A 22,959-nucleotide genomic window follows, 5' to 3' on the forward strand; every position below is an offset into this window, starting at 1 on the left:
CGGGATCAGGATAAAACCCGCACATAGCACTTGCCGGGCAGCTCACGCAGCGCGCCACAGAGCGTCAAGTTGAGGAGAGCGGCCAGGGTGCGTGGCTGCCCAAGCCCACTTTGCATGATCAGCCCGTCCACGTAGATGGGCTGATCGTAGCCAATGAGCGCCAGAACCGTGCGTTCATCCGGGCCCAAGTCAAACGGCAAGGGAGGTTCTGCAAGCTTGGGTGGCAGTTGTCCTTTTCGGAGACGCTGGCGTATGTCGTACGAAAACTCTGAAATGACATCCTGCCAATCCATGACGAGCTTGGCGCCGTCTTGAATGAGGCGATTCGTTCCAACCGACTTTCCTGACGTGATATTCCCCGGCACGGCAAACACTTCCCGTCCCTGCTCAAGCGCCAGCCGCGCCGTGATGAGCGAGCCGGAATGCTCCGCGGCCTCCACCACCACCACACCCAGACAAAGTCCGGCGATCAGGCGATTGCGATAGGGGAAGTTCTTGGGCATTGGCGGTTTTTCAAAGGGGAATTCAGTCACGAGCGCCCCAGTCTCCGTGATGCGCTCGGCAAGTTTGGCATTTTCCCTGGGGTAAATATCATCCAGCCCCGTGCCCAACACGGCGACGGTGCACCCATGGGCTTCAAGGGCAGCTTCGTGCGCGGCAGCGTCAATCCCACGCGCCAAACCGGAAACCACCGTCACGCCGTTGGCGGCCAAATCCCGCGCCAGCTTGGCGGCCGCGTTCCGTCCGTAGGTTGAGCACGCCCGCGAGCCAACCACGGCGATACAGGGTTGCGCCAGGACCGCTCTCCATGCCCCTTTCACAAACAAAACCAGTGGAGCGTTGTGGAGTTCACGGAGCAGCGCCGGGTAATCGGCGTCCGCAAGCGTCAGGACTTCTCCACCAGACCGTTTCAGCGCCGCCACTTGCCGATCGGCATCGGCAGCCGCAGCATCGTTTACCATCGCAGTGACCGTATCATCCGCCACACCAAGGTCACGAAGTTCGGCCCGCGACGCCCGCAAGACAGCGGCTGGGGTTTTAAAGTGTTCCAGCAGTTTGCGTCCGGTGACCGGTCCGACGCCAGGCGTAAGCCACAGCTTAAACCAGTCTCGGAGATCATCTGGCATGGGTATCCACGGCAGATGCCGCAGTGGGCGGCGTCCTATGCTTGATGGCGTCCCAGATGGCATTCATTTCCACCGGGTTGCTCTCGGTGAGGGTTTTACCCTGGGCCGCCAGGGTTTGTTCGACAGCGGCAAAGCGCCGCCGAAACTTTTGATTGGCGACTTTGAGCGTAGCTTCCGGGTCAAGGCCGAGCTTGCGCGCCAGATTGACCAAAACAAAGAGCAAATCACCGACTTCTTCAGCAACTTGGCGCTGGTCGGGCGCGGGCAGCGCCAATGCCGCGCGGAGTTCCTGGGTTTCTTCGGTCAGTTTATCGAGCACGGCCTGGGCGTTGGGCCAGTCAAAGTCATAGTAGGCTGCACGTTCCGTCAGTTGGCGGGCTTCGATCAGGGCCGGCATGGCAGACGCAACGCCATCGAGTACGGAAGCCGCTGATTCAGCCTTCCCGGCAGCCGCTTTCTCCTGCGCTTTGATGGCTTCCCAGTTGCGCGTCACTTCGCGGGCGTCCTGCGCGCGCGCATCGCCAAACACATGCGGATGACGGCGGATGAGCTTCTCGCGCAAGGCGTCAATCACGTCATAGACATCGAAGCGGTTTTCCTCAGCCGCAATCTGGGCATGAAAAACCACCTGAAGCAAGACATCGCCAAGTTCCTTGCGCAGTTCCACATCATCGCCTTCATCAATCGCGTGGAGCACTTCGTAAGCTTCCTCGATCAGGTATGGCTTGAGCGTCTGGTGCGTTTGCTGCCGGTCCCAGGGGCAGCCAGCGGGCGCGCGGAGTCGCGCCATGACCTCGACCAATGCCTGAAAACGTTCATCTCGCCCGGCATGTGACGCAGATTGTGCCATGAAACTGCTCCTGATTATTTCGTGCTCATCTGTGAACTTCTAGCAAACATTGACTTTCACGCTCCAGCAGGTCAAGCCGGAAGCGCGCCTAGGTTGGAAATTTTGGAAAAGCAGTGGTAGGTTGAAACACGACTTCTATTTTTTGTCTCAACCTGCCCGCATCATCGGCAAGCCTTGGGAAGCTTGGCAAGGACTTCAAAAATAAGACTATGGATGCCAAATCACCAACGCCTCCATCTGGGGCGTCGTCACAAAACCTTCAGGACACCTTCCTCAACCAAGTGCGTCGTGAGCGCGCGATGGTGGCTATTTATCTGGTGAGCGGGGTTAAGCTCACCGGCCGCATTCGTGGCTTCGACAAGTACTCCGTCGTCCTGGAAGCTGGCAATCAGGAGCAGCTCATCTTCAAGCATGCCATTTCGACGATTTCAGTCCTACGAAGCGGTCCAGGGCGCGGCCCGTCGCCAGCCACCCCGCCGGAGAATCCGGCCGGCGGCAAAGCAGACGACGCGGACACCACAAGCCCCTGACAGCGAAACCCAAGCAAGCTACGCCAATGGGACTATTCATTAGCTTCGAGGGGGTTGATGGTTGTGGAAAGACGACCCAGGCCATCCGGCTTGCGGAGCGACTGCGGCAGCAGGGATGGGCAGTCGTTCAGACGCGCGAGCCAGGTGGGACGCCGCTCGGCGAGCGCGTACGGCAACTGCTCCTCGGCGTTCAGGATGCGCCACCGACGGCCCGCGCCGAAGTCTTACTCTTTGCCGCCGACCGCGCCCAGCACGTTGATACGGTGATCCGCCCGGCGCTGGCGGCTGGAGCGATGGTGCTTTGCGACCGTTTTGCTGATTCCACCCGCGCTTACCAAGGTTATGGTCGCCAACTCGACTTGGGCTTGATCGAGGATGGCATCCGGTTGGCAACCCAGGGACTCGAACCACATATCACGTTTCTGCTTGACCTTCCCATCGAAGCCATGGCTTCGCGCCTTGCCCACCGTGGGGCGGCAAGCAACCGCTTTGAGCTTGAAGGAGGGGACTTTTACGCCCGCGTGCGCCAGGGCTTCATGGCCCTGGCGCGGATGCACACGGCCCGCATTTGCGTACTTGACGCCCTGCAATCCCCGGATGTCATTCACGCTGCCGCTTGGCAGCGGCTGTTGCCACAGCTCAGTCCGCCACCTCAGTCACAGATAGCCCCCGTGTCGTGAGACGAGCATCGAGGACTTGTCCACCGGCCGCCGACAGAGCGGCGCTTACGTTGGCTTTCTGGCCGTCGGCCACCACAAACACGACACACCCGCCGCCGCCCGCGCCACAGACCTTCCCGGCCAACGCCCCGGCTCCCCGCGCCACATCCATCAGGCGCTCAATCATCGGCGTGGAAACTCCTTCCGCCAGTTGACGCCGATGCTCCCACTCTTGCCGGAGACACTCCGCCACCCGTGGAAGGTCACGGTCGAGCACGGCCGCGTGCATGGCTTGGGCCAAATCGCGGATGCGGGCCAGTGCCGCCTGCGTCGCCGTGTCGCCGTCAATGTGGCGTTTGAAAACCTCCCAGTTATTCGTGCCGGAAAAGTGGGCTTGTCCCGTGTGACACACAACCACGCGCGCATCGAGCCAGGGGAGCCAATCCGAGACCAACGACTCGTGACGAACACCCCCAACTTCTAAATGAATGGCGCTGATGCCGCCATAGACGGCCGGGTAGTAATCCTGCACGCCGGCCGGAACGCGAATGACCTGGGTTTCAACGGCCGGTGCCAGCGCCAACAGTTGCTCCGGTCCGTAACCGGCCGCCGTCAGATGGTTGAGCGCCCCGGCGAGCGCAATGACCAACGCCGATGAGCCACCCAGCCCCGAACCTGGCGGGGCCGCGCAAGCCGTGACGACTTCTACCCCGTGAGTTGGCGCGAAGAAAGCCACCATTCGCGCCAGGAGTTGCAGCGGTGTGTCAAAGCGTACGTCAGCCCGCGAGGCATAGACCTCGCGTCGCCCAATATCGAGCGACTCAAGGATAACCGTTGTGTCGGCGCGCGGCCTGATTTCACAGGTTGCGGGCAAGTCGAGGGCAACATTGACGGTCACGGCGCCGGGATGAAACAGATGCAGCGGCGGCAGATCGAGTGTTCCACCGGCCAAATCAATCCGCGTTGGCGCCGTTGCGATAATTGTCTTGGCAACGTTTTGGCTCATGACACCGTGGACTTCGCCTTGACATAGCGCAGCCGTTCCACCGGCGCGTCGCCTAGCAGGTGGTCGTGAACAATCTTCGGCGCATCCTCGACCGTGACACGGCCATACCAAACTTGTTCGGGATAAACGACGACCATCGGTCCATGGCCGCACTGCGCCAGACAACCAGACTTGTTGACCCGGATTGCATCGAGTTTTCCACAGGCTTTGACCTCATCACGGAGCGCTTGCCAGACGGCTTCACTGCCTTGGGTAGGGCACGTCTTGCCTGAAACGCAGACAAACACGTGCTTTTCGTAAATGCTCATAGCGCAAGTTCCTTTGATTCAACATTGGGTTGGCGCATCTTGGCGGAAAGTCCAGAGCTTGGGAAGCCGCGCTTGCATCGCTCGCCCGGTTGTTTTGGATTGGACGGCGCGTATAAAGTAGCGCCAGCGCCGTTTGGGGTCGCTATCTTCACTTGTTGATAAAACCGCCATGTCGAAACATCGCCTCCCTGACTCGCCGATGCGGGTGACGCCACAAACTCCGCCCGGCAGCAACAATGGACAAGACCCGAAGCTTGCGCCGCCAACATCGCAGTCCCAGGAAGACATCAAGCCACCGGAGAAACACACTTCCTTACTCAAGGCAAGCGCCAGTGTCGGCATTGCGCTTGGCATCGCCACGGTCGGCAGCTTTCTCCTCTTTCGTCTGCTCAACCGGATGAAGGTCGAGGGACTTGAAAACATTCCGGACTCCCATGAGAACGTTCTCTACTGCCCCAATCACTCGTCCATCCTCGACAACTTCGCCCTGGGCGTTGGGCTATACATTCCCCGCATGCTGTTTCGTCCGGAGTACATCCCCATCAACTTGGCGGATCGCAAAAACTTTTTTGGCGATCCATCCTCGCGGCGCTTAAAGGATCGCGTGCTGCGCGCCTTGGGAGAGTATTTTTTCAAGAATCTGCGTACCTTTCCGGTGGACCGACGCGGGGCCGGACTCGAACAGGTTGACCAGTGGGTTGACATGCTCCGGCAAAACATCGTGATTGTCTTCCCCGAAGGAACCCGCTCCCGCACCGGCGAGATCGGACGCGGGCGGGCGGGCGTCGGCAAGCTCATCTATGACGCTCGCCCAACGGTCATCCCGGTACGGCTCATTGGCACGGATGAAGTGCTCGGCGTCGGCAAGCTCATCCCGAGTTTTTTCCGCACCGTTCGCATCATCATTGGCAAACCACTCGACCTGACGGATTTGATTGACCAGCCGCTCCCGCAGGAAGAACGCGCCCAATACGCTCTGTACCGTGCCATTTCCAACCGGGTGATAGAGTCCATCCGGTCGCTCGGTGACGGACGCCCACTTCCTCTGGATCGGCAACCAGATGCTACGGAAGCCACCGAGGACACCGAACCCGAAAGCAGTGAAGTTTCGGAAGCCAAACCCGAAATGACGCAGGGGTGAAGCTCGCGGGGCTGCCCCGCCAGCCTCACCCAACCGTTGTCACCGCCTGGCACCCACAGCCCGCCAAACGGCTACTTGACAGTGATCTGGAGCGTCTTGACGAGAAACGCCCAGATGTCGGCCGCTTCTTCAATTAGCTTGGCAGTCGGCTTGCCCGCGCCGTGGCCGGCTTTGGTTTCAATTCGAATCAGCACCGGCGCATCGCCCTTGTGGGCTGCCTGGAGCGCGGCCGCGAACTTGAAACTGTGCGCCGGGACGACACGGTCGTCATGGTCGGCAGTGGTCACGAGCGTTGCCGGATAGCGCGTCCCTGGCTTGAGGTTATGCAGTGGCGAGTAGGCATACAGGGCTTTGAACTCCTCTGGATTTTGCGGCGAACCGTAATCCGATTCCCATGCCCAGCCAATGGTGAACTTGTTGAAGCGCAGCATGTCCATGACGCCGACGGCCGGCAGCGCCGCGCCAAACAGCTCCGGGCGCTGCGTCATGCAGGCGCCGACCAGTAAGCCGCCGTTGCTACCACCCTGAATGGCCAGCTTGGCCGGGGACGTGTACTTTTCCCTGATCAACCACTCGGCAGCCGCGATGAAATCATCAAAGACATTCTGCTTGTTGAGTTTCGTCCCGGCCTGATGCCAAGCTTCGCCATACTCGCCACCGCCGCGCAGGTTTGGAATGGCCAGCACGCCGCCCATTTCAAGCCAGGCAATGCGCGCTGGCGAAAAAGCTGGCGTGAGTGAAATGTTGAACCCACCATAGCCATACAGCAGGGTCGGACGTTTTCCGTCCCGCTTGAGTCCCCTGCGGTGGGCGATGAACATTGGGACGCGCGTTCCATCCTTGCTTTTGTAAAACACTTGCCGGGCTTCATAGTCATCGGGGTCGAAGGCAACCTTGGGCTGCTTGACTAGGGTGCTTTTTCCGGTCGCCAGATCGTAGCGGTAGATGCTCGTCGGCTGGGCAAAGCTCGTAAAGGCATAGAAGGTTTCCGTCGCGTCCGGCTTGCCCCCAAATCCGGCCGCCGTACCAATGCCCGGCAGTTCAACCTCACGAACTGGCTTTCCATCGCGGTCAAAAACCCTGACTTGGGTTTTGGCGTCAGCCAGATACAACCCGATGAACTGCCCGCCAACAAAGCGAACGCCTTCCAGCTTGTTGTCTGTCTGCGGAATAATTTCACGCCAGTTCGCCGGCTCAGGGCGGGTAATGTCAATGGCAATCAGACGCCCCCGCGGAGCTTCCCAATCGGTACGGAAATAAAACATCGTCCCGTCATTCCCAACCGGCGTAAAATCCGCGATAAAGTCGGGGATGAGTTCGACGACCTGGGCTTCTGGATTCGTCAAATCCTTATAGAAAATGAGGTTTTTAGGGCTGGTGCCCATGGTGACGGCAATCCCGAGATACCGCCCGTCATCGGTGACGTAGCCGCCGAAACCCCATTCCTTGTGATCCTTGCGCTCATAAACGAGTTGGTCTTCGGACTGCGGCGTCCCGATGCGATGGTAGTAAAGCTTCTGGTAGTAGTTTGTGGATTGCAGCAGGTTGCCTTCTTTTGGCTCATCGTAGCGACTGTAGAAAAAGCCCTTTGAATCTTTGGTCCAGGAAGCGCCGGAAAACTTGACCCACTGGATGCGATCGGGCAAATCCTCGGCGGTTTCCACATTGCGGACTCGCCATTCATTCCAGTCAGAACCGGCGGTCGCCAGGCCGTACGCGAGCCACTTGCCATCGTCGCTGACGGCGTACCCGGTCAGCGCCACCGTGCCGTCGGACGACAGCCGGTTGGGATCGAGCAGCACACGGGCCGCTGAGCCATCCGGGTTGTTTCCGACATAGAGCACGCTTTGATTTTGCAGACCATCGTTGCGCGTGAAGAAGTACTTGCCGCCTTCCTGAAAGGGAACGCCAAACTTTTCATAGTTCCACAACTGCGTGAGTCGTTCCCGGATGCGCGCCCGTTCAGGAATGCCTTCCAGAAAACCGAACGTGACCTTGTTTTGCGCCTCAATCCAGGCTTTGGTGTCGGGCGAGTCGGCGTCTTCAAGCCAGCGGTACGGATCGGCGACGTTGACACCGTGATAGTCATCCACCTGTTCGACTTTCTTCGATGGTGGGTAGGTCAGTGGTGACTTGGAAGCTTTCATGCTGTTGGAGAAACTCTGCGCAGAAAGTGGCAGCGGAGCGGACAGGATCAACGCCACCGCGCTGACCGTCAATCCGTGCTTCCACGCTGATTGTTTAGGCATCGGGTCAGTCCTCATGAAGTGAAATCCTGCCAGCCCGGCACGAGCCGACGGTCAGCATTCGATAGAGAAGCTTTCGCCGTCCGCCTGGCGCGCAGGTGCTGGCAGTCTAGCAAAGTTGACGATTATGGCTACTGACGAATGGATCGCACCTGCTCAGAAGAATTGAACTGGACCAATTTCTCCCAGTTTATAGCTCCATCACATTCGCAAAACTTTTCTATTTTACATCATCAAAGTTTAATGGATTCATAGCAAATAAACTTCAAGTGGTTTTATGTGCTTTTGAACGATTTCAAAGTAGTGAGGCATGATTTCTATTCCAATCGCATTTCGTCTCAGACGGTTGGCCACAATCAGCGTCGTCCCCGAACCCATAAAAGGATCAAGTACTGTATCTAGTTCTTTGGTAAATAGCTTAATGAACCATTCAGGTAAGCTTTCAGGAAAAGCAGCGCTATGACGCTTGTTACTGCATTCTGTCGCCAAATGAATAACATTGGTTGGATAAGCTATTTCCCTACTCATCCAATTAGATATATTCTTTCCAAATCCACTACCGACGCGGGAATTATCACGAATCTTGTCAGTTTCTGATAAATTTCTTAGGCGCGTGTTTTTCCACTCGCCCATTGGAACCATGACTGATTCTTGATACATATTGAATTTATGATTTTTATTAAATTGCAATAGTCGCTCCCATGCATCGCGGAAGCGATTAGGCCATTTACCTGGATAGCAATTTTTTTTGTGCCAGATAAATTCCTCAGTCCATAGCCATCCTTGTTTACGCATGTTCAGAATAAGTTCTAAAACATAAGTACTTCGCTCACCGTTGACGACCTTTTCCTTGATATTGAGAATAAATGTTCCCGACGGCTTAAGGATTCGAAGCAAGTTTTCTGATATAGGTAAAAACCAGTCAACATAATCATCTGGATGGATACCGCCATAAGTCGCCTTGCGCTGGTCAGCATACGGTGGCGAAGTAAAAATCAAATCTACTGAATCATCAGGCAGCAACCAGAGCTTTTCTCGACAATCACCCAAGTGCAGTTCCGTTCGGACTTCCATATTACTTGTGACTTCCTTGTTTTCCGATAGCTAGAAGCAAGGGAGGCTAGGCTGGAGACAGTGCGCATGGCTCGGCCGTCTGTGTAGGCGCTAGTGGCACGTTTTGCCACACCGTCACCCAAACAGCAACTTGCCGCCGGCGACCACGAGGACGAGGGATAGCGCATACGCGATGGCGCGTGGGGAAAAATGCCGACTCCCAACATAGGACCCTACCCACCCACCGACCAGCGCCGCGACAAACAGTGGCCACGCAAAGACCGGCAGCGGTCCGGCGCTGGCCACATACCCTAGCAATCCGGCCAGTGAGTTCCCCAGAATGAAGGCGGCCGAAACAGCAGAAGCTACCTTTGCCTCTGCCCACCGGGCGAACAGCAACAGCGGGGTCAGGAAGATTCCACCACCGGTTCCCGTAAGACCCGACAGCAACCCAATGACCGCGCCGCCAAGTAGCGCGGCCGTTAGTGGTGGAAGCCGAACCGCTCCTTCCGCCGGCTTTGGCAACCATAAACGCGCGGCTGAAAACCACAACACACCGCCGACCAGCCATCTGAACACTTCCGGCGGCGCTGTCAGATACCCGCCGACGAACGCCGACGGCAGGGCCGACAAGGCAAACGGCCAGAAGCGTCGCCACTCGAAATAGGGGGCGAAGTGCCACGTCGCCAGAACCGCTACAAGGACATTGAGCATCAGGGCCAACGGTTTGATGACGGCCGGGCCAAGTCCGGCCAAGGTCAGGATGGCAATGTAACCAGACGCCCCGGCATGGCCGACTGAGGCATAGAGTGCGGCAACCACCAGGACGCCAGCCGTCACCCACAGAAGAACGTCGAGCGGCATGACCTAGGGCAGTGGGTCAAACTTGGGTTTGGTGGCGCTGATGCGACGATAAAGGCCGGCAGCCGTCACGTTATGGCCGAACCCGCAAACGCCATCCTGCGTCACGACCAACCGCCCGCCGGTAAAGCGCAGCGTGATCTGGCACTCCGGGTCGTCGTCACCCATCGGGTTGAACGTTGCCGTATCACCCTCGATGAAAGCGATGCCATCGCCCGTTCCGATATTGGCCGTTGGCGTGCCGTCCGGGAGACGGTATGCATACACGCCGTCAAAGGCCACGCGCAGGCGCTGCCGGCCGAGCGCCAACACCTTGAGCGCGCTGCCGTCTTTCCGCCGCCAGGTGCCGTTGACCTGCGCGGCCGTGACAATCGTCTGTGGATTCGCCGTCACCTCTGGCAGGAGAACACAGGTTGAAAGCGTAAGCCATCCAGCCAGGACAGCCATTAGTGGTGCGAAAGATCGCATGGTGGTGACTCCGTTTCGAGCAAGGGCGTGTCGAACATCTGGCCATCCTCGGCATCCTTGGCGGGATACACAAAACGCCCGGCATGCAGTTGCTGCCGGTGGGCCGGGCCGTTCACCAAACCCGGTTTGGTCGTGGTGACGAAGGTTTGGGCCTTGTCCTGCAAGTAGTCAAGCAGGGTAGCAATCCGCCCTGCATCGAGTTCGGCGTCGAGGTCGTCCAGCAGGAACACGGGGGGTTCTGCGCAGCGTTCGCGGTAGAGCGCCAGTTGCCCCAGCGTGAGCGCAAGCAAGGCACTTCGCTGCTGACCGGCGCTGCCGAACCGCGCGACATCCCGGCCGTCCATTAGAATCGCCAGGTCGTCCCGGTGCGGACCGACCAACGCATGCCCGGCCGCCAGTTCGGCCGGCCGGCGCCGCGCCAGTTGTTCCAGCATTGCCGATTGGAAAGCCTCGGCCGTGGCCGGCAGACCATCCGCCACCGACGAACGATACCGAATGGTGATCTGCTCCGCACCGAACAGTTGTCGGGTGAGGCGCGCATCGAGGCATTCGGCGTACCGGGCGCGTTCGATGTGCAGCTCGGCGCCGAGCGTGACAAGCTGCGTATCCCAGGCTTCCAGCGACGCCAGCCAAGTCCGTCGGTCGGCTTGCTCCGCAACGGCCCGCAACAGGGCGTTTTTCTGCTTGAGGACCCGATTGTAATCGGACAGCGCCTGGAGATACGCCGGTTTGAGACTCAGCACGCCCCGGTCAAGAAAACGTCGCCGCTCGCCGGGTTCGCCACACACCACATCGAGCGCTTCACGCCCGTAGGCAAAGACCACGAGTTGGCCCAGGTAGTCGCCAAGTGACACTCGTTTGCCGTTGACCAGCAGCGTCTTGCGCCCGGCTTCGAGGTGGAGGTCAAGGGTCACCGGAATGGACCGCCGCCGGACTTCCGCGCGGAGGTGCGCGGCGGACGCACCAAAGGCGATGAAGTCTTGTGGCTGGTGCGTCCGAAAGGATTTTGTCGTGGCCAACAAATACATGACTTCCAGCCAGTTGGTCTTACCCTGTCCGTTATTGCCCCAAAGCACATTGAGGCCGGGGCGTGGCTGCAATGTTCCGGCAAGGTTGCGAAAGCCATCTACCGTGACCGATACAATTTCCATGCTGATGCGCGCGCTCCGGGGTGTAGCTACTTCAGCGCCGCCACGCCGGGCAGTTCCACGCCAGAGAGAAACTCCAGGCTTGCGCCGCCGCCGGTCGAAACGTGCGTAATCCGGTCGCCGAGTCCGGCCGCATTGATGGCCGCAACGCTATCCCCGCCGCCCACGATGCTCACGGCGTCGGCCGCCGCCACGGCGGTGGCAATCGCGTTGGTGCCTTCGGCATAGCGGGGCTGCTCAAAAATTCCCATCGGCCCATTCCAAACGATCAAGCGCGCCGCGGCGATTTCAGACCGGTAGGCCGCGACGGTTTCCGGCCCTATGTCGTACCCGGCCAGATCGGGTGGCGTTGCCGTCACGGCGACCGTTTGCGGTTCAAGTTCCGGCCGCGCCAAATCCCCCACAACGTGGTCGGTCGGCAAGCAAAGCCGAACGTTGCGCGCCTGGGCTTTCGCCTCCAGGGCCCGCGCCATATCCAGCTTATCGTCCTCGACCAGCGAGCGACCAACTTCGACGCCGCGCGCCTTCAAAAACGTGTAGGCCATGGCGCCGCCGATCAGAACGGCGTCCGCCACCTCCAGCATCTTGTCAATGACCTCGATTTTGTCGGAAACCTTGGCCCCGCCCAGAATCGCCACGTAAGGGTGCTCCGGCGCGTGGAGCGCCTTGCCAAGGTAGTCAAGCTCGCGCTCCATCAATAGTCCGACGCCACGCTCCACAACCAGCGCGGCCATGCCGGCCGTCGAGGCATGGGCGCGGTGTGCCGCGCCAAACGCATCGTTGACATAAACATCGGCCAGGGCTGCCAACTGCCGTGAAAACGCTTCGTCGTTTTTCTCCTCACCGGTGTGGAAACGGAGATTTTCGAGCAGCAGCACGTCGCCGGGCTGAAGTTCCGCCACGTGGGCTTCGACTTCCGGCCCAACGCAATCCGGCGCAAAGCGAACGGTCGTGCCAAGCTGCCCCTCCAGCACGCTCACGACCGGACGCAAGCTGTACTTGGCTTCGGGCGCGCCTTTGGGGCGGCCGAGGTGTGAGGCCAGAATGATCTTTGCGCCCTGTTCGCGCGCCAGTTGAATCGTCGGGACGGCAGCGTGAATCCGCGTGGCATCTGTCACGTGGCCGTCCTTGATGGGAACGTTGAAATCTACGCGAATGAAGACGCGGCGACCGCGCAGGTCAAGGTCTCGAATGGTGCGCATGGTTGGCTCAAGCTCCTGGGGGCATCAAAGTTAGTGCTGCGCGCATGTATAGGCGAATCGCGCCGACGAAGCTACGTTCCCAACACAACCGGCAGCAGGGCTTCAACCCACGCGGCGTACATCCGGCCCGATGGGTGCAACCCATCCGCCGCCAGCCAAGACCGATCCTGGGCCGCGCGCCGGGAAATCGAGGTGACCTCCACATAATGCGCTCCAACGGCCAGGGCTTCTTCGCGGTTGACGGCGTTGAACTGGTCAATGCTCGAACCTTCATCCTGGCGGTGTTGCGCGGCGGCAAAGGGCGTCACGCACCAATCTGGAATCGAGATGACGATCACGCGCGCTGCCCGGCCGCCCGCAAATTCAACGGCTTGAGCAAGCACCGCGCGAAACTGCGGACGGTACTCTTCTGGCGTCCGTCGCCGGTACTGATCGTTGACGCCGATGAGCAATGTCACCAGATCAAACGTCCCGGATGGACGGTCGGCAGCTATGGCGGCGGTGAGTTCATCGGTTGTCCACCCGGTGCGCGCAATGACTTGCGGCGGAGCCACGGTGCGCCCCTGCCGCCGCAGCGCAGCGCAAAGCTGTTCGGGAAAGCGTTCCGAATCGGCAACGCCTTCGCCAATCGTGTAGGAATCCCCCAGGGCCAAATAACGCATGGCAGACGCATCCTTTGATGTCATATCCCCGGCGGATAGGGGGTGCGCGGTCGGGACGGAACGACAGCCAACCAGCAGGACGAGGCACAGGCACGCGCCAATCCACAGCCGCCACGGTTGGGAACCCAGCGCCGGCCGCCTCACTCCCCGGCCGGTCATGGCATGGTTTCCAACAGGCGGCAGCCGCCGGCGATAAAGACCAAGTTGACCCAGTAGCGCAGGCACACCAGCAGTTGACCAAGCAAGCACAGGAAGGCCGTTGTCGTCCAGGTCAGCGGCGCAACCGAGCTTGCCAGCCAAGTCAGCCCGCCGACGACCACCAGCCACAGCCCGGTCGTCAGAGCATAGAACCCAATCGCCGCGACCGGATAGCGGACCAGGAGGCCCAATCCGGCCTTGATTTGCCCTGACCAGGACCGGCGCGGACCGTGGACGACCAAGGCCAGCCTGACGTAGTCCATCACCAGCCGGATCGACCAGAAGATCAGAAGTCCACTGCCAAGCCAAAGCCATTGCATCAGGTCGCTCCGCCAGGGCGTTGTTTGACCCTCGGTGACACTGGCATAGAGCCAGGTTCCGCCGACGGCCAGCACCAGCCCCGCCAGGGCTTGAAGCGCAAGCGTTGCCATTCCCGCAACGAGCAACGGGAGGAAATAGCGGCGGCAATCTGCCCAGAAGGCACGGGGTACTTCCTGGGGGACAAACGAAGCGATGATCCCGCCGGCAAGCAGCGTAGCGACGAGCGCGCCAACCAACCAGACCAAGCCGGAAGCTACGGCCAGGCGGATGGGAAAGGCGCTTTTTCCGATCCGCAGCGCAACCACTAGCCACTCGATGTCGAGGGTGGGCTTGAGGAGGCGTTCGCCAAAGAGCGAACGTCCGTTGACCGTGTCTAGCCACAGGACGACCGGCAGGAGCGCCAGCAGGGTCAGGCCCAAGTTGACGCCGGTGAGAAGAAATGCCCACTTCAGATTGGCCGTCGCCCGGCGCAGGCTGTCGGGGAGCAGCGTTTGGAACATCATTGAGATCACAAGGTCAGGAAGTCCTGACGGAACATTGACCGGCAACTTGCGGACGATGACGACAGCGAGCACCAAATGGCGTAGCGAAAGGGCCTTTTCCAGCTCGATGGTGAAAGGCAACCAGAAAAGAAGTCCACGAGCGTGATGCCGAAGGTCCGATTACGGATTTTTGTCATTTTACAGGTTCTTGCCTCCGAAGCGTTCAATCCGGCGACAGGGTGTCGTCCTCAGCCTTGGCTTCGGTTTCTGCCTCTACCTCGCCTGCCATCTCGTCCCGTGCCGACGCCTCAATCTGGATGAAACGCAGCTTGACGGCGGCCACATTGAGGGCATCGCAAGCAACCTCAAAAACTTCCCAGCCAGATTGCTCAGCGAGTATGGCTTGTAGAAGCTGCTCGGCTTCGCGCAGATGCGCCTGGGCCTCAACCATCAGTTGGCGATGCTGTGGACTAAAAGACATGTTCGATTGGCGCTTCAGAAATCCGTTCATAGAGCGCCGTCGGCGTTTTGACGCATTTCGTCTCCGGCACGTTCACCACCCGAACGACAATTTGCCGCTTGCCTAAACGAAGGGTCAGGCAGTCGCCGGCTTTGATGGAACGCGAGCTTTTGGCCGGCAGGTCGTTGACCAGGACGGCCCCGACATCGCATAGATTCTGCGCCACGGTTCGGCGTGGCACCAGGCGGCTGACTTTGAGAAACAGGTCTAATCGCATGGGAGCTTGGCTAAGACATCTGCGTCAGTGGTGTTGCCAGACTGGCTTTCGCTTTTCACGGAAGGCGCGCAGTCCTTCCTGGACGTCGGCATAGCTCATCAACTGGTTGAGATACTGATCTTCAATCGCCTGCATGGCGGCATCAATGTCGTGGAAATAGGCGGTGTGCAGCGCCCGCCGGGCAGATTCCAACACGGGCGCGCTCCAGCCGTGCAAGATGGCGAGCAATTCTTCAGTCTTGGCAGGCAACTGGTCCTGGGGCACGACATAGTCCACCAGTCCTGCCCGCTGCGCTTCCGCGGCGTCAAGCACCTCTGACAACAGCACCATGCGGGTAGCCCGTCGCCAGCCAATGATGCGTGGCAGCAGGACGCTGGCCGTTGGCGGGTAAAGCCCCAGGCGGATTTCGGGTTGCCCAAAGGTCGCCGTTGTCACGGCGATGACCAAGTCGCAGTAGGCGACCAGTTCGCAGCCCATGCCAAAGGCCTGCCCCCGGACGACCCCCACCACCGGCTTGCCGAGCACGCGCAGGTTTCGGTAGATGGCATGAAACTCCTGAAGTGTCTGATAGGCGGTGGATGGCTGGTGGTCCTCGACGGAAATACCAGTTGAAAAAGCCGTACACTCCGGGGCAGCGGCGATGACAATCGCCTGAAAACCGTTGGATGGCTGCCTTCCCAAATCATCCAGGCACTGGTTGATTTCACGCATCATGGGGAGCGTCAAAATGTTGAGTGGTGGTGAAGCCAGCGTGAGAAAGGCAGTCCGTTGCTCGATGCTAAACTGTATGAGCGACATAGTGGTTTACCGTGTCATCAAGCGTTTCTGCGCCCCGGCCAGGAGGCGTTCCACCTGGACAATGGCGCGGGCATGGTCGCCTGCCCCGATTTTACCAGCCGGATCAAAGGCTTCGACCCGAAAGCGATGTAGCTTACCATCAAAGCCAAGGTAAGTTGCGGTTGCGGTAACGGTCGCGCCGACCGGGGTCGGCGCCAAGTGCGTCACATTCACCTCCACGCCAACGGAAAGCTCGCCTGGTTGTTGCACGCTTTCAAGCAGTCGTCCGCAGGCTAGCTCCATGAGCGCAATCATCCGAATCGTAGCGAAGACATCAAGGTAGGCGTCACGGTATCGCTCATCTTTCCAGGCAAACGATAAGCCGTGCGCGGTATCTTCCTTTGTCACGGTGTAGGTGACATGTTCGGTTTGTCCGATAGAAAGCATAAAGCACTGACTCCTCAGCGCGCGCCAGGGCCATCGGCGCGCGGCTCACTGCCAATAGCTCCGGTCAAGGCTGCGGTACTGAATGGCCTCAGCCACATGATGGGCAGCAATGCCAGTTGCGCCCTCAAGGTCAGCTATGGTCCGACTGACTTTCAGGATGCGGTCATAAGCGCGCGCCGACAGACCCAGCCGGGCTATGGCGGTTTCCAACATGCGCGAGCCGGCGGCGTCCAACTGACAGTAGCGGCGAAGTGCGCGGGGCGGCATGTGGGCATTGCAGAATACAGTCGGCTTGGCATTGTCGCGGGCTTTGAAGCGTCCAAGCTGGATTTCTCTGGCGCGTATGACGCGCGCCCGAATCGTCGCCGAGTCTTCGCCCGGCACGTCACTGACCAGCTCCTGAAACCGGACGGCCGGGACATTCACATGGATGTCAATCCGGTCAAGCAGCGGGCCGGAAATTTTGGCAACGTAGCGTTGGATTTGAACCGGCGTACATTTGCATTCGCGCGTTGGATCGTTGAAAAAGCCACAGGGACAAGGGTTCATTGCTGCCGCCAACATAAACCGCGCCGGAAACGTCAGCGACATGGCCGCGCGTGAAATCGTCACTTTGCCGTCTTCGAGTGGCTGGCGGAGCACTTCCAGCGCGTTGCGGTCAAACTCTGGGAGTTCATCGAGGAAGAGCACGCCGTGGTGCGACAGGCTGACTTCGCCCGGACGCGGGGTCGCCCCCCCGCCGATGAGGCCGGCGTCGGAAACCGTGACGTGTGGGTTGCGAAAGGGACGCTCGCACACCATGCCCTGGCCCTGCGTCAATCCGGCGACACTGTGAATGCGTGTGACATCCAGTGCTTCCTCGAAGGTCAGCGGCGGCAGGACGGTCGGAATCCGCCGAGCGAGCATGGTTTTGCCTGAGCCGGGCGGTCCAATCATCAAGATGTTGTGTCCGCCAGCGCAAGCGACCTCGATGGCCCGTCGAACGTGGAGTTGCCCGCGAATGTCCCGAAAGTCGGCACTGCCATCCGTGGGCGTTGCCAGCAAGGCGTTTGTATCTACCGTGAAGGGGGCCGGCAGGGTGTCACGTTCCAGCAAAGCAATGACATCGGCGAGTGAGTCAACCGGGTACGTTGCCACGCCACTGACGACAGCAGCCTCCGGGGCATTATCACGCGGGAGAATCATCCGCGCCTGGCCGCTTTCGCGCGCTTTGAGCGCCATCGAGAGCGCGCCTTTGACCGGGCGCACCTGTCCATCCAGTGAAAGCTCACCGACAAAGAGGGTATCGGGGACATGTCGGTTGCGGATGTCGCCCATTGCACCCAAGACGCCGACCGCAATCGGTAAATCAAAACCGGAGCCTTCCTTGCGCAAGTCGGCCGGGGCGAGGTTGACCGTGACCCGTTGGTTAGGAAACAGATAACCACAGTTGGTGATGGCGGCCCGGATGCGCTCACGGCTTTCCCGAACCGCCGCGTCCGGCAAGCCAACCATGGTGACAATGGGTTGACTTTCACCACCGTGCGGCGTCAGGTGAACTTCCACTTGTACAAGATGCGCGTCAATGCCAAAGACAGCCGCGCCAAACGTCTTGAAAAGCGCCATGACATCACAACAGATGAGCTGGGTTATCGGCGACTGAACCTACGTGTTTTCAGGCCAAGCGCGCAAGCTGAAACCTAAAAAAATAAAGCCTTGGTTGCGCGGCCGACCACGAGTTTGGTTGAATCATCAGCTATCGGTTTTCAGTTTTCTGAACGCTGAACAAATGGAAGAACATGACGAGGCATGGTGGCCAACCCGACGGCTCTGGGGGGGCTGACCGGTTGTGCCTGCCCAGCCAAGGCAATCAAACTGGTGGCTCCAGTGGTTTTTGAGCATATCCAATGGAAAGCGTCGTTATCGGCACGGCCGGCCACATTGACCACGGCAAAACTGCGCTGATTCAAGCGCTCACCGGAACCAACCCAGACCGGCTCCCTGAAGAACAACAGCGTGGCATGACCATTGACTTAGGCTTTGCCGACTTGCCGTACGCCGGGCGTCGGTTTGCTTTCGTGGATGTTCCCGGCCACGAACGGTTCATCAAAACCATGCTCGCCGGCGCGCAAGGGATTGACCTAGTGCTGTTTGTCATCGCCGCCGACGAGGGGGTGATGCCACAGACCACTGAGCACCTGGCAATTTGTCACCTGCTCGGTCTGTCACATGGGGTCGTGGCGCTTACGAAATCCGATCTCGTAACGGAAGATTGGCTCGCGCTCGTCCGCGAAGACGTGAACCAGCTTACGCAACGCACCTTCCTGGCAGGCAAACCACGGCTCCCGGTCAGCGCCAAAACCGGCGCGGGCCTGAGCAAGTTGCTGGTGGAGCTTGAACGGGAAGCCCGACAAGTCCGCCCCCGGGATGCCGCGCGCCCACCCCGCCTGCCGGTTGACCGCGTGTTCAGCGCGCGGGGCTTCGGGACGGTCGTCACCGGCACGTTGATTGCTGGAACCTTCAGCGTGGGCGATGAAGTCAGCATCGAACCTAGGGGATTGGCGGCGCGAATTCGCGGAATTGAAGTTCACGGTGAAACCCGGTCGTCTGTCCAGGCCGGTGAACGAGCCGCGCTCAACCTGTCGCCCATCAGCGTCGAAGATGTCCGGCGTGGCAGTGTCGTCACCCCGGCCGGGCGCTTCCAACCAACGTCGCTGCTGGACGTCCAACTCGAAGTTCTCGCCGCCGCCCCACAGCCACTCGCCGATGAAGCCCGGATTCGTTTTCACCATGGCACGAGTGAACTGATGGCGCGTGTGACTCTGCTTGATGGCGCACGCGAACTTGCGCCGGGAGAAACCGGTTTCGGGCAACTTCGGCTCGAAGCGCCGGTGCTGGCGCTCCCCGGCGACCGGTTCATCATCCGGCGCTATTCACCGGCGGGCACACTCGGCGGCGGGGTGGTGCTCGACGGGCGGCCGCCCAGGCGGCGCGGCCGCTTACGAAGTGTAGCCAACTTCCTCAGCCAACTAGCTGAGGGACCGGAGTCACGGCGGATGGCGTTCATCAGCCGGGCCGGGGCACGAGGACTGACCTTGCGCGAGCTTGCCCAACTGACGGGCGAGAGCGACGCCGAACTCGAAACCTTTGCGCAACGCGCCACCGGGTTGACATACTTCGTGGCAAGCAAGCGACTGGTTGACCAATCCGCCCTCACCAACTTCGGTCAGGAGGTTTTCCTTGCGCTTGAAGCGGCTCACCGGGAGCAACCTTTTCAGTCCAACTTCCCCCGTGAGGACATTCGCCAGCGCGTGGCAGCGACCTTCCCGACGGAAGTTTTCCAACACGCCATCAGCCAACTCATCAACCAGGGCCGCATCGTCGCGGATGCGCGCGTCATGCGATTGGCGGAGCACCGCGTTGAGCTTTCCAACACGGAAGCTGCGTTGAAACACCGGGTGGAGGACCTCTGCCGTCAAGCCGGTTGGCAACCGCCAACGCTGGCTGGACTTTGTCGCGCACTCAATATCTCGCCTCCGCAAGCGCAAACCCTGGTGCGGTTGCTGTTAGCCGAGCGCAAGCTGTATCAAATTACCGACTTTTTTCTGCATGTCGAAGCTGCGGAAGCATTGGTTGCGCGGCTGCGCGCGGCATATCCATCCGGCGCGACGCTCGATGTCGGCGCGTTCAAGACATTGTGCGACCTGCCCCGAAAGTTTGCGATTCCACTTCTCGAGTGGCTTGATCAAACCAACGTTACACGGCGCTACGGAAACACCCGCGTCATGATTTGATGTTTGGCGTAGGTTCAACCTGGGTCGGCGACTGGGTCGAGACATTGGCCTCAGAAACTGGCACGGCGGTGGGCAGATCATCCTGAGCCGGTGGCTTGGGTCTGAGCCTGATGATGTCATGGGCAGCCCCATAGGCGCGTAATGCCGGGATAACTTCGGTTTGAAAGTCCGCGACGGTGGCATAGCGAGTATCCGGCTCACGGGAGAGCGCGCGGGTCAGTACGCGCTCCAGGTGTTTAGCTTCTGGGCTTGTCCCAAGCGCCAACTGATTCGCTTGGTTCGTGACGGCAAGGACATAGGTGTTGAAGTTTTGGCGTGAAAACGGCAGGCTCCCCGTCAGGGCCTCAACCAGCATCACCGCCAGGGAGAAAATGTCGCTGCGGGCATCGGTTTCGCGCCCCAGTGCTTGTTCTGGGGCCATGTACCCAACCGTTCCCAGGACCATGCCAGGACGTGTAATGCTCTGCCCATCGCCTGTGCCGGCTTTAGCCAATCCAAAGTCGAGAATTTTGATGACGGTTTGGCGCGCGTCGGCTCGGCATACAACAACATTTTCAGGCTTCAGGTCCCGGTGGACGATGCCAGCGGCATGCGCCGCCTTGACCCCCTCGAAGACTTGGTCAAACCAGTCGGCAGCGGTGTATCCATCCAGCCCACCTTGCTGACGCAACTCCGCCCGTAGCGACCGTCCCTGAACGACCTCCATGACCAAGTAGGCCCCATCGGCCCCGGTTCGTCCAAAGTCAAACACGGCCACAAGGTTGGGGTGGCGCAGCGCGGCAGCGACCCGCGCCTCACGTTCAAAGCGCCGCAGCGCGGTTGTATCGCCAAACAGATGCCCTAGGATCACCTTGACCGCAACCGAACGCTCAAGCCGTAGGTCATGAGCCAAGTACACCGCGCCCATACCGCCTTTGCCCAGAAGGCGTTCAAGCCGGTACTTGCCTTCGATAACCCGTTCGATGGGGAGCGATAAGGTAAGCTCCGCCCGGTCATCCACGCACAGGTTGACGCTGGCGTCATAGCACCGGCCGCACACGGGGCACTCTTTGACAAGATTGATTTCCTGCTCATCCAAACGCGCCAAGACCTCACGGCGCATCCGCTCAACGCGGTCAACATGCGCCTTGAGACGCGCGTTATCATGAATGACGCCAACTTGCGCGCCGATGGCTTGCAGCGTTTGACGGTCAAGCATGGAATAAGGCTCTTCAGATTGCTTCTCGCCGAGCAACATTAGGCCCACCAACCGTCCGTCGGCGTTTTTTACCGGAACAATCAACGCCGTCTGGGACTGTTCGAGGAGCGCCAGCTCGAAGGGGCTGAGTTGCACTTCGGGCGGCAGGGGGACATCCTGCGCCCCACTGGCCAACTGCATGTAGGCCGCCAGCGGGGACTGTTCCGGCAGCGTCAGGTAGCGACTGGGCTTCTGGGTTTCGGCCAAGGTGACCTGCCCGACGGTGGACGAGAGAAAGCTCAGACGAAAGGTTTTTGGACGCAGCGCCGCCGCAACTTCCCTTGCCACGAGGTCGGTTAGGTCATCGAGTGAAAGTTGCTCCTGGAGCTGCTCGAGCAACCCGACCAACAGGCGCTCACGGTCGTACTGCTCACGGAAGAAGCGCCGGTCAATCCACTGTTGCAGTGACACGCGAAAGCGCAGGCCGAGCGCCCCACACAGACCGAGCACAATCGAAAGCGGGTTTTCGAGGAAAAGCTCACGGATGGTCAAGTCGGCATTGAGAAAGGCCATCAGCCCCAGCCACCCAAGGGGGGCCAGCACAAAAAACGTCAGCGCTTGTTTGGCAAGGGCATACTGCACACCGCGCCGAACGATGACCCGCACATCAAAGAGCTGGTGACGGATAATGGTGTAGCCCAACGCGACCGGCATGGCAATTGGTGCCAGCTCTGAGGCGACGGTCAACAACTGATACGCTGGATTGGCCGCCAGTGCCTTGCGGTAGGCGCCAAAGGCCACCTCAACCGCCACCAAAACGGCAAAGGGAACGACACCAACCAAGGTGCCATAAACCGCCCAGATGATTCGTCGGCGGTCGCCCGGCTCGGTCAACCGCCGGTAATTGCCAGTGACGACGACGACCAGAACCACGAAACCAGCCAGCAGGTAGATCAGAGTCAACTCATCGAGTGCCCGGAAGACCGTCTCGGCCTGAGCAAACAGCCGCAGGGCTTGCTCTTTGCCGTGCAGCGTCGCCCAATCCAACCACCGATACCCAAGTCCCAGCACGGCTCCGGCGGCGTAGCCAAGGACAATGGCCGGACGCCACACCGTAGCCAACCCCATCCGTGAAGGAAACAGCGCGTAGAAGTGCACGCCTAGCGCCAGAAACACCGGATAGGGCGTCGCCACCGTGTAAAAGATCGCCAATCCGAACGGTGAAAACAGCGGGGCGATGGGCTCGAGCATGCGGAAGTACGGAATCCCGGCAGTGGCAAATGCCGCCAGCGCCGCCAGGCGGGCTAGCCGATCTGCCGGCCGCAAAAACCCAAGAAAGAGTGCCAATCCAGCAAACGACAGGCTCACCAGTCCGTAGGAAAGGGACTGCCACAACTTGCTCCATTCCCAGCGTTGGCGCGCACTCAACGTCAGTTCCCGACTCGCTTCGCCCTGCGCCAGGCGTAACGTGTAAGGCTGGTCTGGCGCAATGTCCCGCAGGTGCAGCCACAAGATCCGGTCGCGGGCAATACTCGACAACCGGGAGTCCCCGTTGATGGCCATCACCCGCCAACCATCTACCGGCCGGAGGACATCATCTTCAGCGACCAAGCAGTAGTGGTCGGCTTCAAGCCGGACCGTCCAGCCAAAAACCTTTTCCGAGCCGCCATAACGCCACAGCGAAATCACGGCAAACGCCGTGTAGAACAAGGCGAGCACAGCCATCGTGCTGGCAACCAGCGTGAAGGGATGGCGGGTGGAACGTAACTGCATCGTGCCAGCGTTG

Annotated in this window: 22 protein-coding genes; 4 read left to right on the plus strand and 18 right to left on the minus strand. The window is 59.9% G+C overall.

Translation table 11 applies throughout. The features are described 5' to 3' along the window. Positions 1 to 5 precede the first annotated feature (5 nt). The gene (dprA, locus tag J8C06_RS06770; RefSeq protein ID WP_211427962.1) at positions 6 to 1,127 is read right to left on the minus strand and encodes a DNA-processing protein DprA; all 1,122 of its coding nucleotides are present in this window, start codon (positions 1,125 to 1,127) and stop codon (positions 6 to 8) included. Beyond that, entirely contained in the window at positions 1,117 to 1,977 is an 861-nt protein-coding gene (mazG, locus tag J8C06_RS06775; protein WP_211427963.1) for a nucleoside triphosphate pyrophosphohydrolase, read from the minus strand. The genes dprA and mazG overlap by 11 nt, the downstream gene beginning before the upstream one ends. A gap of 209 nt (positions 1,978 to 2,186) precedes the next feature. On the opposite strand from mazG, the gene hfq reads away from it, so the two are divergent. After that, positions 2,187 to 2,507, plus strand: coding sequence for an RNA chaperone Hfq (gene hfq, locus J8C06_RS06780; protein ID WP_211427964.1), 321 nt, complete (start codon positions 2,187 to 2,189; stop codon positions 2,505 to 2,507). 26 nt (positions 2,508 to 2,533) lie between these two features. Then, the gene (tmk, locus tag J8C06_RS06785; RefSeq protein WP_211427965.1) at positions 2,534 to 3,187 is read left to right on the plus strand and encodes a dTMP kinase; all 654 of its coding nucleotides are present in this window, start codon (positions 2,534 to 2,536) and stop codon (positions 3,185 to 3,187) included. On the opposite strand, the gene J8C06_RS06790 is transcribed toward tmk, so the two are convergent. Both J8C06_RS06790 and J8C06_RS06795 read right to left on the minus strand, forming a co-directional pair. Continuing rightward, on the minus strand, positions 3,147 to 4,172 hold the full coding sequence (locus J8C06_RS06790) for a GHMP family kinase ATP-binding protein (RefSeq protein ID WP_211427966.1): 1,026 nt from the start codon (positions 4,170 to 4,172) through the stop codon (positions 3,147 to 3,149). The genes tmk and J8C06_RS06790 overlap by 41 nt on opposite strands. Continuing rightward, a complete protein-coding gene (locus tag J8C06_RS06795) occupies positions 4,169 to 4,480 on the minus strand; it encodes a (2Fe-2S) ferredoxin domain-containing protein (RefSeq protein WP_211427967.1) in 312 nt (103 codons plus the stop codon). Before J8C06_RS06795 ends, J8C06_RS06790 begins: the two co-directional genes overlap by 4 nt. A 169-nt stretch (positions 4,481 to 4,649) precedes the next feature. Here J8C06_RS06795 and J8C06_RS06800 point away from each other — a divergent pair, with 169 nt between their 5' ends. Next, positions 4,650 to 5,621, plus strand: a complete 972-nt coding sequence (locus J8C06_RS06800) for a lysophospholipid acyltransferase family protein (protein ID WP_211427968.1) — start codon at positions 4,650 to 4,652, stop codon at positions 5,619 to 5,621. A gap of 71 nt (positions 5,622 to 5,692) precedes the next feature. Here J8C06_RS06800 and J8C06_RS06805 read toward each other — a convergent pair whose 3' ends face one another. The 13 genes from J8C06_RS06805 to J8C06_RS06865 form a co-directional block, all read right to left on the minus strand. Further along, complete coding sequence (locus J8C06_RS06805; RefSeq protein WP_455423684.1) at positions 5,693 to 7,870, minus strand: prolyl oligopeptidase family serine peptidase; 2,178 nt, start codon at positions 7,868 to 7,870, stop codon at positions 5,693 to 5,695. Between the two features lie 246 nt (positions 7,871 to 8,116). Further along, positions 8,117 to 8,941, minus strand: a complete 825-nt coding sequence (locus tag J8C06_RS06810; protein WP_211427969.1) for a DNA-methyltransferase — start codon at positions 8,939 to 8,941, stop codon at positions 8,117 to 8,119. 114 nt (positions 8,942 to 9,055) lie between these two features. Further along, on the minus strand, positions 9,056 to 9,784 hold the full coding sequence (locus tag J8C06_RS06815; RefSeq protein ID WP_211427970.1) for a sulfite exporter TauE/SafE family protein: 729 nt from the start codon (positions 9,782 to 9,784) through the stop codon (positions 9,056 to 9,058). Between the two features lie 3 nt (positions 9,785 to 9,787). Beyond that, positions 9,788 to 10,249 (minus strand): hypothetical protein, encoded by a 462-nt coding sequence (locus J8C06_RS06820; RefSeq protein WP_211427971.1) that lies wholly within the window; start codon positions 10,247 to 10,249, stop codon positions 9,788 to 9,790. Then, positions 10,228 to 11,400 carry a DNA replication/repair protein RecF gene (recF, locus tag J8C06_RS06825; protein ID WP_211427972.1) on the minus strand — a complete coding sequence of 391 codons (1,173 nt, stop codon included), beginning with the start codon at positions 11,398 to 11,400 and terminating at the stop codon, positions 10,228 to 10,230. Before recF ends, J8C06_RS06820 begins: the two co-directional genes overlap by 22 nt. Positions 11,401 to 11,426: 26 nt before the next feature. Next, the gene (locus J8C06_RS06830; RefSeq protein ID WP_211427973.1) at positions 11,427 to 12,599 is read right to left on the minus strand and encodes a phosphoglycerate kinase; all 1,173 of its coding nucleotides are present in this window, start codon (positions 12,597 to 12,599) and stop codon (positions 11,427 to 11,429) included. A 71-nt stretch (positions 12,600 to 12,670) separates the two neighbouring features. Then, positions 12,671 to 13,420: an SGNH/GDSL hydrolase family protein gene (locus J8C06_RS06835; protein WP_455423685.1), complete on the minus strand. Its 750-nt coding sequence runs from the start codon at positions 13,418 to 13,420 to the stop codon at positions 12,671 to 12,673. After that, complete coding sequence (locus J8C06_RS06840) at positions 13,417 to 14,403, minus strand: hypothetical protein (RefSeq protein ID WP_211427974.1); 987 nt, start codon at positions 14,401 to 14,403, stop codon at positions 13,417 to 13,419. The genes J8C06_RS06835 and J8C06_RS06840 overlap by 4 nt, the downstream gene beginning before the upstream one ends. Positions 14,404 to 14,485: 82 nt before the next feature. Continuing rightward, positions 14,486 to 14,743 (minus strand): hypothetical protein, encoded by a 258-nt coding sequence (locus tag J8C06_RS06845; protein WP_211427975.1) that lies wholly within the window; start codon positions 14,741 to 14,743, stop codon positions 14,486 to 14,488. After that, positions 14,733 to 14,999 carry an RNA-binding S4 domain-containing protein gene (locus tag J8C06_RS06850; protein WP_211427976.1) on the minus strand — a complete coding sequence of 89 codons (267 nt, stop codon included), beginning with the start codon at positions 14,997 to 14,999 and terminating at the stop codon, positions 14,733 to 14,735. Before J8C06_RS06850 ends, J8C06_RS06845 begins: the two co-directional genes overlap by 11 nt. Positions 15,000 to 15,023: 24 nt before the next feature. Next, the gene (locus J8C06_RS06855) at positions 15,024 to 15,797 is read right to left on the minus strand and encodes an enoyl-CoA hydratase/isomerase family protein (protein ID WP_211427977.1); all 774 of its coding nucleotides are present in this window, start codon (positions 15,795 to 15,797) and stop codon (positions 15,024 to 15,026) included. A gap of 6 nt (positions 15,798 to 15,803) precedes the next feature. Further along, positions 15,804 to 16,223, minus strand: coding sequence for a thioesterase family protein (locus tag J8C06_RS06860; RefSeq protein WP_211427978.1), 420 nt, complete (start codon positions 16,221 to 16,223; stop codon positions 15,804 to 15,806). Positions 16,224 to 16,268: 45 nt separating this feature from the next. Continuing rightward, positions 16,269 to 17,828, minus strand: a complete 1,560-nt coding sequence (locus J8C06_RS06865) for a YifB family Mg chelatase-like AAA ATPase (RefSeq protein WP_211427979.1) — start codon at positions 17,826 to 17,828, stop codon at positions 16,269 to 16,271. A 281-nt stretch (positions 17,829 to 18,109) separates the two neighbouring features. On the opposite strand from J8C06_RS06865, the gene selB reads away from it, so the two are divergent. Next, positions 18,110 to 19,996: a selenocysteine-specific translation elongation factor gene (selB, locus tag J8C06_RS06870; protein ID WP_211427980.1), complete on the plus strand. Its 1,887-nt coding sequence runs from the start codon at positions 18,110 to 18,112 to the stop codon at positions 19,994 to 19,996. Here the strand turns inward: selB and J8C06_RS06875 are convergent. Continuing rightward, complete coding sequence (locus J8C06_RS06875; protein ID WP_211427981.1) at positions 19,986 to 22,946, minus strand: serine/threonine-protein kinase; 2,961 nt, start codon at positions 22,944 to 22,946, stop codon at positions 19,986 to 19,988. The two genes, selB and J8C06_RS06875, sit on opposite strands and share 11 nt — an antisense overlap. Between the last annotated feature and the right edge of the window lie 13 nt (positions 22,947 to 22,959).

Source organism: Chloracidobacterium validum, assembly GCF_018304825.1.
GTDB lineage: Bacteria > Acidobacteriota > Blastocatellia > Chloracidobacteriales > Chloracidobacteriaceae > Chloracidobacterium > Chloracidobacterium validum.

Bases quoted from the DNA above. Each gene is read 5' to 3' on its own strand.
- recF (WP_211427972.1), bottom strand. From the start codon at position 11,400: ATGGAAATTGTATCGGTCACGGTAGATGGCTTTCGCAACCTTGCCGGA.
- J8C06_RS06835 (WP_455423685.1), bottom strand. From the start codon at position 13,420: ATGACCGGCCGGGGAGTGAGGCGGCCGGCGCTGGGTTCCCAACCGTGG.
- J8C06_RS06865 (WP_211427979.1), bottom strand. From the start codon at position 17,828: ATGGCGCTTTTCAAGACGTTTGGCGCGGCTGTCTTTGGCATTGACGCG.
- J8C06_RS06795 (WP_211427967.1), bottom strand. From the start codon at position 4,480: ATGAGCATTTACGAAAAGCACGTGTTTGTCTGCGTTTCAGGCAAGACG.
- J8C06_RS06855 (WP_211427977.1), bottom strand. From the start codon at position 15,797: ATGTCGCTCATACAGTTTAGCATCGAGCAACGGACTGCCTTTCTCACG.
- J8C06_RS06850 (WP_211427976.1), bottom strand. From the start codon at position 14,999: ATGCGATTAGACCTGTTTCTCAAAGTCAGCCGCCTGGTGCCACGCCGA.
- J8C06_RS06860 (WP_211427978.1), bottom strand. From the start codon at position 16,223: ATGCTTTCTATCGGACAAACCGAACATGTCACCTACACCGTGACAAAG.
- tmk (WP_211427965.1), top strand. From the start codon at position 2,534: ATGGGACTATTCATTAGCTTCGAGGGGGTTGATGGTTGTGGAAAGACG.
- J8C06_RS06845 (WP_211427975.1), bottom strand. From the start codon at position 14,743: ATGTCTTTTAGTCCACAGCATCGCCAACTGATGGTTGAGGCCCAGGCG.
- J8C06_RS06800 (WP_211427968.1), top strand. From the start codon at position 4,650: ATGTCGAAACATCGCCTCCCTGACTCGCCGATGCGGGTGACGCCACAA.
- J8C06_RS06790 (WP_211427966.1), bottom strand. From the start codon at position 4,172: ATGAGCCAAAACGTTGCCAAGACAATTATCGCAACGGCGCCAACGCGG.
- mazG (WP_211427963.1), bottom strand. From the start codon at position 1,977: ATGGCACAATCTGCGTCACATGCCGGGCGAGATGAACGTTTTCAGGCA.
- selB (WP_211427980.1), top strand. From the start codon at position 18,110: ATGGAAAGCGTCGTTATCGGCACGGCCGGCCACATTGACCACGGCAAA.
- hfq (WP_211427964.1), top strand. From the start codon at position 2,187: ATGGATGCCAAATCACCAACGCCTCCATCTGGGGCGTCGTCACAAAAC.
- J8C06_RS06815 (WP_211427970.1), bottom strand. From the start codon at position 9,784: ATGCCGCTCGACGTTCTTCTGTGGGTGACGGCTGGCGTCCTGGTGGTT.
- J8C06_RS06810 (WP_211427969.1), bottom strand. From the start codon at position 8,941: ATGGAAGTCCGAACGGAACTGCACTTGGGTGATTGTCGAGAAAAGCTC.
- J8C06_RS06875 (WP_211427981.1), bottom strand. From the start codon at position 22,946: ATGCAGTTACGTTCCACCCGCCATCCCTTCACGCTGGTTGCCAGCACG.
- J8C06_RS06830 (WP_211427973.1), bottom strand. From the start codon at position 12,599: ATGCGCACCATTCGAGACCTTGACCTGCGCGGTCGCCGCGTCTTCATT.
- J8C06_RS06805 (WP_455423684.1), bottom strand. From the start codon at position 7,870: ATGCCTAAACAATCAGCGTGGAAGCACGGATTGACGGTCAGCGCGGTG.
- J8C06_RS06820 (WP_211427971.1), bottom strand. From the start codon at position 10,249: ATGCGATCTTTCGCACCACTAATGGCTGTCCTGGCTGGATGGCTTACG.
- dprA (WP_211427962.1), bottom strand. From the start codon at position 1,127: ATGCCAGATGATCTCCGAGACTGGTTTAAGCTGTGGCTTACGCCTGGC.